General features: G+C 64.5%; 9 protein-coding genes and 1 pseudogene. 1 reads left to right on the top strand and 9 read right to left on the bottom strand.

Translation table 11 applies throughout. The annotated features are described in order from the left end of the window. Window positions 1–524: 524 nt before the first annotated feature. Window positions 525–1,124, bottom strand: a complete 600-nt coding sequence (locus B8446_RS11655; protein ID WP_048849813.1) for a TetR/AcrR family transcriptional regulator — start codon at window positions 1,122–1,124, stop codon at window positions 525–527. Window positions 1,125–1,214: 90 nt separating this feature from the next. Here B8446_RS11655 and B8446_RS11660 point away from each other — a divergent pair, with 90 nt between their 5' ends. Beyond that, complete coding sequence (locus B8446_RS11660; protein WP_048849830.1) at window positions 1,215–2,447, top strand: FAD-dependent monooxygenase; 1,233 nt, start codon at window positions 1,215–1,217, stop codon at window positions 2,445–2,447. A gap of 417 nt (window positions 2,448–2,864) precedes the next feature. Here the strand turns inward: B8446_RS11660 and B8446_RS11665 are convergent, their stop codons facing one another. From B8446_RS11665 to B8446_RS11700, 8 genes and pseudogenes are all read right to left on the bottom strand, one after another. Beyond that, window positions 2,865–3,452, bottom strand: a complete 588-nt coding sequence (locus B8446_RS11665; RefSeq protein WP_048849815.1) for a hypothetical protein — start codon at window positions 3,450–3,452, stop codon at window positions 2,865–2,867. Window positions 3,453–3,595: 143 nt separating this feature from the next. Further along, window positions 3,596–4,630 carry an EscU/YscU/HrcU family type III secretion system export apparatus switch protein gene (locus B8446_RS11670; RefSeq protein WP_048849818.1) on the bottom strand — a complete coding sequence of 345 codons (1,035 nt, stop codon included), beginning with the start codon at window positions 4,628–4,630 and terminating at the stop codon, window positions 3,596–3,598. A 13-nt stretch (window positions 4,631–4,643) separates the two neighbouring features. Further along, window positions 4,644–5,456, bottom strand: a complete 813-nt coding sequence (sctT, locus tag B8446_RS11675) for a type III secretion system export apparatus subunit SctT (RefSeq protein WP_048849820.1) — start codon at window positions 5,454–5,456, stop codon at window positions 4,644–4,646. Between the two features lie 4 nt (window positions 5,457–5,460). After that, window positions 5,461–5,736: an EscS/YscS/HrcS family type III secretion system export apparatus protein gene (locus B8446_RS11680; protein ID WP_053053850.1), complete on the bottom strand. Its 276-nt coding sequence runs from the start codon at window positions 5,734–5,736 to the stop codon at window positions 5,461–5,463. 21 nt (window positions 5,737–5,757) lie between these two features. Beyond that, entirely contained in the window at window positions 5,758–6,408 is a 651-nt protein-coding gene (gene sctR, locus B8446_RS11685; protein WP_048849821.1) for a type III secretion system export apparatus subunit SctR, read from the bottom strand. Continuing rightward, complete coding sequence (locus tag B8446_RS11690; protein WP_048849823.1) at window positions 6,405–7,448, bottom strand: FliM/FliN family flagellar motor switch protein; 1,044 nt, start codon at window positions 7,446–7,448, stop codon at window positions 6,405–6,407. The genes sctR and B8446_RS11690 overlap by 4 nt, the downstream gene beginning before the upstream one ends. Continuing rightward, complete coding sequence (locus B8446_RS11695; protein WP_048849825.1) at window positions 7,445–7,981, bottom strand: YscO family type III secretion system apparatus protein; 537 nt, start codon at window positions 7,979–7,981, stop codon at window positions 7,445–7,447. Before B8446_RS11695 ends, B8446_RS11690 begins: the two co-directional genes overlap by 4 nt. Further along, window positions 7,957–8,449, bottom strand: a pseudogene (locus B8446_RS11700) (EscN/YscN/HrcN family type III secretion system ATPase); the annotation flags it as partial. The gene B8446_RS11695 and the pseudogene B8446_RS11700, both read right to left, overlap by 25 nt.

Here is an 8,449-nt window from a genome sequence, read left to right on the forward strand (position 1 = left end):
AAAGCAGCAGGATATGAACCGGATTAACGTGGAACGGCTCTAGTGCCGAGCCATTGGTCGTATGGGTTGTCTTAACTAAACAGCATCAAGGGTATGCTGATTCGGAAAGCCAGCTTATTCAGCAGCTACAGGCTGCCACAAAAAACATTCGAAAAAAGTATAAAATTGATTGGGTCGGGATAATTAGTGGAATTATTTCCATTATTCTTGTTTCTTCTTTGGCTATATTGATACTATTTAAATCTCCAAGTGCTGTTCCGAATTACCTTGTGACTTTGGTATCCACTATAATGGCTTTCTATTTTGGTGGTGTCGTCAAGGGAAAAACAGATAACGTTGATGAACAATCTTAGGTATCTATTATGATAAATACTTATTTGGTAATTCAAATTGCATTTATCTTTTCCGTAACTGAAGAATATCTATGAATGTCCAGTTTGCGGGCGACAGGGGAAGTTCTGCTCTGGTCTGAGCAGACGCGTCGTCCTCCAGGGAGGCGTGCGCCACCAGCGGATGAAGACACGTCACGTCTGGGGAGGCAACTCACCGCGACGCACCAGTGGCAGGAAGATGTCGTCGACGATTTCGCGGATGGCGTCGTCAGACAGGGGCTGGAATGTCATCATCATCTCGTGGCGGGCGAGATCCAGCGGGAGTGACGTGATCCGGGGCGTGAGACGGGCCGGGTCGATTTCGCCGCGTTCGATGGCACGGCCGATGACGGCATGGAACTGGCTGCCGTCCACGATGCGCGCCCGTATGTCGGCGAAGCTCGATCGTTCGGCCGCGAGATCCTTCTGCATGTCGAAGAACAGTTGCAGGTCCCGGGATCCGGCGCGATCCGACATGCAGCGGAGAAGGTGGGAAAGCTCCTTGCGCAGACTGCCCATATCCGGAATGACGATGTGCGCTCGTGCGAACTGCCGCGCGAGTGCGGCCGTTGCGAGCGCCGTGCGGCCGGGCCAGCGGCGGTGCAGTACCGGGCGGCTGGTTTCCGCGCGCCGGGCGACGTTCTCCATCGTCAGGCCCTCGTAACCGCGTTCCGACAGTTCCGCCCAGGTCGCGTCCAGGATCGCCTCTTCCAGCGCCGCTCCGCGTCGACGCGTCTGGCCCCGAACGCTCATGATCCTCTGTTAAGATGCATGATGAATCTTATTGCCTTTTGTTGTGCGCCGGATAAGATGCGCGGCGAATCTTATTCATCGGTGAATATCATGAGCACATCAACGGTTCCAGCACGTCGCCGCTCCGTTCTGATTTCCGGTGCCAGCATTGCGGGGCCGGCGCTCGCCTTCTGGCTGGATCGTTACGGCTTCGATGTGATGGTGGTCGAGCGGGCATCGACGATCCGGACCGGCGGATATCCGATCGATGTTCGCGGCACCGCGATCGACGTGGTCGAACGCATGGGCCTGCTGCCCTCGATCCGCGCGGCCCATATCGCATCCCGCACGATGGTCTTCGTGGACCGAACGGGTCGGGTCATCGGCAGCGTGCCGATCTACGAGGCGATCGGCAGCGAGAACGAACGCGATGTCGAACTGCCGCGTGGCACTCTGGCGACGCTGCTCCATGACGCGACACGCCACGGCAGCGTCGACTACCGTTTCAATGATTCGATCGACACGCTGCATGACGACGGTGAAGGCGTCGATATCGAATTCGCCAGTGGCCGGCGGGCACGATACGATATCGTCATCGGCGCGGACGGGCTGCATTCGCGGACCCGCCGTCTGGTCTTCGGCCCGGAGGAGGCGTTCAGTCACTCCCTCGGGTTCTGCTTCAATCTCTTTTCCCTGCCAAATGACATGGGCCTGTCGCATGGCGGGATCGTCCGCGCCGAGGGGGGACGCACGGCCGCGATCTGGGCGGTTCAGGATCATCCGCGGGTTTTCGGCTTCCTTGCTTCTGCGACGGACGACGCGCCGGTATCCGCCAGTCGCGATGCGGGCGAGCAGATCCGGCGTACGCGCGCCGCCTTCGCCGGCATGGGCTGGGAAGTTCCGCGCCTGCTTGAGGCGATGGCGGCGGCTGACGATCTGTATTTCGATTCCGTCAGCCAGATCCGGATGCCGTGCTGGTCGAAGGGGCGCGTGGCGCTGTTGGGCGATGCGGCGTTCGCGCCGTCGTTCCGGTCAGGACAGGGCACCAGCCTGGCATTGGTGGCCGCGTATGTGCTGGCGGGCGAGCTGGCGACGCATGACGATCCGGACGATGCGTTCGCGGCCTACGAGCGTCTCGCGCGGCCTTTTGTCGAGGCGAACCAGGCACTGGCGACTGATGGCAACGGGACTTTCTTCCTGCCCAGAACGCAGGAGGATATCGCGGCGCGCGACCGTGTCCTTGCCGAGATTGCGCGGAACGGCACGGCCGGCATGTTCGACGACACCCGGTCGCGGGTGCATGGCGCGCTGCATCTGCCGGATTATGCGTCTGTTTCACGGTGATGGGATCATCGGCACTGGCAGAAGCGTGCGGACGGCCTGTTCGTTCGGACGGTTTTACCTGCCGTTTCCAGCGGCTGGGCTGAAAGCGGAAGCTGCGGGGAGGTCCGGGCCGGGTTTGTTACCTGTTCGGACAGGGCCGGCGGGCTGGGGTGTGCATGCCCGAGAGACGGGATGACGGCGCAAGACGTGCGCGTGATCCGCTCGAACAGGGACAGAAGTCCCAAGCGGTCGACGACGAAAACCTTGAGGCATTGCAACGTGGCCGCCGGTCGACGGCGTCTGTTGTGAAATGTCCCGGCCGGGCCTCGCGCCAGTTCAGCCTTCCCATGGCTAGACCTTGGGTCGGCAATGCCGGTTCCGGGCTTATGACGGTCTGTCCCGTCACAGGGGACAGACCGCACACGAGATAAGGACGGGTCAGGCGGTGGCGGTCGCGCCCTGCTGGTTGTCCGCGCCCTGGGCATCGGTCGAGGACGACTGCCCGGATGTGGAATCGTGGCTTTCCGCCAGCGCGTAATTCGCGGCGGTGATGCCCACGCCCGCCATTCCCGTCAGTTGCTGGAGAGCGCCGAGGGGGACGGTCAACGGCTTGAGCGACTTGTCGAAACGATCGCCATACTGCGCCAGCGTTTCACCGTCCTTACGATGGAAGATGCCGCTGATATCGCTGCTCAGCGAGGATTTCGCGCCTGAGGTGCTTCCGGTTTCTTCGGCCTGCGATGCGGCCGAGCCGATGCTGGCGGGGCTGCTGCCGATGTTGGAGCCGGTGTTGGAGACAGCCGGGGTGACGGTCCCGATATGCGTGGCGATGCTCGGCGTCTCGTTTTCTTCCGCAAGGGAGGACAGCCGGCCGGCACCGGATCCGGTCGTGTTCGATCCGTTCCCGGCGGACGAGAAATGGGCCGCGAATTCGTTGCCCAGGCTTTCGCTGGGGCGCGGGCTGGACAATTCGGGCAGTTCGAAGCTCGAGCTGTGGCTCGTCGATGCTGAAGTGCTGTGGACCACGGTAACTCTCCCGGACAGTTGCGGCTCGATGGCGGATCCGACACGCTCGATCCGTGTCGCCCGATCAAGATGGTGGCGAGCTTATGGGGCCTGACTGACTACATCCTGACCGGATGCGGATTTCTCCATGCGCGGCAATGGTTTCATTTGTTCTGGATGGCCTTGGCGACAGCGGGAAAGAAGGCGGCGGTGATCGTCATGCCCGGCTTGAACGCGCGATCGAGATCGCGGGCGAGGTCGTGCTGCCAGCGGGTCGGTATGCCATGCCCCTGGGCAAATGCCCGGTAGTCTGCGGCCTTCGGTCCGGTTCCCTTGCAGATGATGCGCGGAACCGGCGTGCCCGGCGGGCTGTAGCGTATGCCGACGGTCAGATTGTCGCCGCAGATCATCAGGGTCGCCTGCGCGGGGCCGAGCTTGCCGGTGTTCTTGCGGTTTTCCGCGGCGAGGCGGTTGCGCTGCATCTTGATCTGCGGATTGCCGAGCAGTTCCTTGCGCTCGTTCTTCGCTTCCGTCTGCGTCATGCGCATTTCGCGCAGGAACATGGCGCGCTGCACCATCATGTCCACGAGGCCCGCGATCCCGTAGCAGACGCAGGCACCACCCAGCATGGGCAGCAGGAGCGCGCGCACGACCTGCGGCAGCCCTTCGGGTGCGAGGTCCGGCACGCGGATCAGGTCGTTCAGCGTGCCCCATGCGATCGCGGACAGGATGGCGCCGAACAGGATCGCCTTGACCAGGGAAATGCCGAGTTCGACAAAATTCCTCGGCCTGAAAAGGTTTTTGAAGCCTTCGACCGGGTTGATCTTCTCGAATTTGGGCAGGATCGGGTCGATCGCGAAGAGGAAGCCCTGATTGGTGATCATGCCGGCCAGAACGGCGGCGATGACGGCCAGCAGGAGCGGCACGAGCGCGCAGCGCAGCACCGTCTCCCGCACCGCTGCCAGCATCAGGCGGCCTGCCTCGGGAAAATCGAGCGACACGGCCTGCGATGCCGTCTGCACCAGACCCTGAAGCTGACGGGAAATCCGGCGGGCATCGGCTGCGAGCCATCCGACCAGCGTGATCGTCACGATGGCGGCCTGCAGGTCCGGGGCCTTGGCGATGTGACCCTTGCGGCGTTCATCGCGAAGTTTCTTGGCCGACGCGGGAAGAGTCTTCTCCTCGCTACTGGCGCTCATGGGCTGCTGGCGCTCATGGCGAGAGCAGCCCTTTCAGACCGTTCATCAGGTGGCCGTCGGTGATCATCTCGCGACGGGCATAGACGACCAGCCATGCCGTGTAGGCCAGCATCATCAGCGTGAAGGCGAGGTTCCGCAGTGTCGGCGCGAGGTCGTACAGATGCAGCTTCGGGATCGCGCGCATCAGCAGGATGACGCAGGCATCGCACAGCAGCATCGCAAGCGTCACGGGGGCCGCGACCGTCAGCGACACGATCTCGATCCGGTCGAGAAGCCCCAGAAGTGCCGTCCCGAACCCCGCCTTCGGATGCAGCGTCATGGAAAGGGGCGGCCAGACTTCCTCGGACTGGGCGATTGTCTGCGCGATGAGCCCGAGGCCGCCGCCGGTCACGAACAGTGCGATCGCCGTCATGGCGAGCAGGGTCGCGGTCAGGGAGTCCTGATTGCCGCTGCCGGGTTCCGAGACCTGGCCCTGTGTGGCGCTGCGATGCGTGTCCAGCACTTCGCCGACACTCTGGATGCCCCAGATCGGCAGGCCTGCCAGCAGCCCGATCATGACGCCGATCACGAGTTCCTTCGCGCCCAGGATCGCGAGCATCGGCGTGACCGGGGCGCTGTCGGCGATGCCCCGGTAGATCGCCGGCGCCACGGGAAGGGCAAGCACGAATGCGAAGGCCCCGCGGATCGGGCCGCCGATCTGCGCGCGGGTGAAGATCGGGAGCACGAGGGCCACCCCCATCGGTCGTCCCATCGCGATCGCAAGGGCGGTCAGGGCCGGGAACAGGGCTGTGGCGGCGCCTGCCGCGTCGGATGACAGGGGTGGCATGGGATCAGTAGCGGGTCATCGACGGGAACTCGTCGAGCAGGCGTTCGGTGAAGGTCAGCAATGGCGGGAACAGGGTCGTTGCCATCAGCAGCAGGGTCGCGCAGACCGCCACGACCTTGAACGTCAGCGGCATGGTCTGGTCCTGCAGCTGTGTGACGGCCTGGAGAAGGCCGACCACAAGTCCCACGATCACGGCGACCGCAAGCGGCGGTCCCGCGATGGACGCGAACAGGAACAGCGCGTCGGACAGCTGCTCCGTCAGCGTCGGATCGTCCATCATGGCGTGTGCGATGCCCCGTGATCACGCATAGCTCATGACCAGTCCGTGCAGCAGCCGGGTCCAGCCGCCCGCCAGAACGAACAGCAGGAGCTTGAGCGGGACCGCGATCGTGTTCGGCTGCACCTGCGACAGACCCATGGCGATCAGGATCGTGGTGACGACCAGATCGATGACGACGAACGGCAGATAGATCAGGAAGCCGATCTCGAACGCGCGGCGCAGTTCGCCCATCAGATAGGCGGGCAGCAGGACCGGCAGCGAATCCGATGTGATGCTTGCGCGCATGTCCTCGGGCCACAGGCGCTGGGCCGCGTTCACGAAAAACGCGCGCTCCCGCGGCTGGGTGTAGTGCAGCAGATGCTGCACGACGGGGGCCTGCGCACGGTCGTAGGCGGTGACGTAATCGCCGACCGTCTCGTATTTCAGCCCGGTATCGGCGACCGCTTCGTAGACGTCGCGACCCAGGGGTGCGGAGATGAACAGGGTCAGGATGAGGGCGATGGAATAGAGCACGACATTGGGCGGCGATTGCTGAATGCCCAGTGCGGTCCGCAGGAGAAACAGGACGACGGAAATCTTGACGAAGGCGGTGGTCGAAATCACGAGCAGGGTCGCGACCGCGAAGGCGAGCGTGAACGCAAGCGCCGTGACCAGATTGGCCGATGCGATCATTTGCCCACGATCCGTGTCAGACGAACGGCGAGGGATTGCCCGACCTCGACAAGTTCGCCTTCCGCGATGCGTTGTCCGTTGGCGAGGACCGAGACCGCATGCTCGCTCAGCGGCCCGACGTCGATCACGTGGCCTTCGCCGATCTGCCGCAGTTCCGCAATCGTCATCACCCGCCGTCCGATCTCGAAACTGAGGGGAACGCGCAGTTCCGACAGTTCGGCTTCGGGCGGGATGGCCGCATCGTTCGGAGCGGCCCGGTCTGGGTGTTCGGTGTCGGTCGTCATGCCTGTCCATTCCGCAAGGCCTGCCCGGGCGGCCGGCATTAGGGCCGTTTTGCAGACAAAACGCGCACCGTCATAGTCGGCGCGCGCAACAAAACCCTCGCCTGCGACCAGCACGGCGCCAGCCTGCCGCGCGCTTCCGATGACAATGCCGTGGCCCGGCGTCAGGCTGGCAAGTGTGGTGCGGTCGATCGACAGGGCCCCGATCCGGAGGGACAGGATGACGGGCGGATCGGGCAGCCGGCGCTCGAGCGGCGGTGCCGCTATGCGCAGGATGTCGAGAAGGCCGCGCGGCACGGTGAGCAGGCCATCGAAAGTCTCCTCCGCGCCGAATGCCGCGCGAAAGCCGATCCGGCATGCGTCCGGATCGTCCTCGTCAGACGCGCCGATATCGAGTCCGGTCAGGGCGAACGGGCCGCCAAGCCTGGTTTCGAGCCGGGTCAGCGGCGTATCGAACAGCATTTCCAGCAGCAGGATCGCGACATGCGCATCGAGCGGCGCGCGGGGCCGCGGTTCCGCCATGCGCAGCAGCATGCGCATGACACCATGCGCGACGCGGCACGAACCGTTGTGATCGCCGATCCGAAAGCTCAGCGCCAGCCAGTCCGGCTCCGGCCGCACCGGCGGGGTGAAGCGGATTCGCAGACGATCGATGTCGAGTGGCACCTCGATCGCGGCGCGGCCGAACAGGGGCGTTACCGCCGGGTCGTAATCCAGTGGCCGGGCGCGATAGGGGCGGATCGCTGTGGCGGACGTCATGGACATTCCGACAGGCCGTCGCGCGGGCGGTGACGCATCTGCACGAGTTCCTCGAGTTCCGCTTCCTCGGCCGCGATCTCGAGCCCGTCCCGAGCTGCCTGCGCATCTGCGCGGAGGCGGCCGGCCTGATCCCGGCTGCGATCGGCCTGCAGGGCCGTGCGGCGCGCCTGCGCGGCGTCGGCGTCGGCCTGCCGCATTGTCGTGTTTGCCTGATCCAGCGCCTGCTGCAGGGCCACGGCCTCGTCCGCCAGCCGATCGAGCCGCGCCCGCGCATCACGCAGGGCCAGGCTGCTCATGGCGCCCGCGCGCATCCGCTCGGCGTGGCGGGTTTCTTCCTCGTGCCAGCGGGTGCGATGGGCGTGCAGGGCCCCGGTGGCCTCGGATACGGCGTGTCGTGTGGCTGATGCGCGGCGGGTCGCGACAAGGGCGGCCTGCCGCGCCTGATCGGCCCGCAGCGTGCGCAGACGCACGAGTTGATCGGCCATGACGATGCTCGGCCCGGAGACGTTCAGGCCAGAAGGGTCGTCATGCATGCCTGCATCTCCGCAAAGCCGATGCGTTCGTCGGACCCCTGCTTCAGGAACGTGCGGATGGCCTCGATACGGGCGATGGCCTCGTCGGCCAGCGGATCGCCGCCCGGCTTGTATTCGCCGACCTGCAGCAGGAACGACACCTCCTGATAGCGGGCCCAGAGCGCGCGCATTTTCGTGGCCAGAGCCTGATGGGCGGGATCGGCGACGAGGTTCATCACGCGCGAACGGCTGGTCAGGATGTCGATCGCGGGATAATGCCCGGCTGCGGCCAGCGCGCGGGACAGGATGATGTGGCCGTCCAGGATGCCGCGCGTTTCTTCCGCGATCGGATCTCCCTGACCGTCTTCCACGAGCACGGCGTAGAACGCGGTGATCGAGCCGCGTGCGCCCATGCCCGCGCGTTCCATGAGTTGCGGCAGGGCCGTGAATACCGACGGCGGGAAGCCGCGCCGTGTCGGCGGTTCGCCC

Origin of the sequence: Tanticharoenia sakaeratensis NBRC 103193, from assembly GCF_000963885.1 — a bacterium.
GTDB classification, from domain to species: domain Bacteria; phylum Pseudomonadota; class Alphaproteobacteria; order Acetobacterales; family Acetobacteraceae; genus Tanticharoenia; species Tanticharoenia sakaeratensis.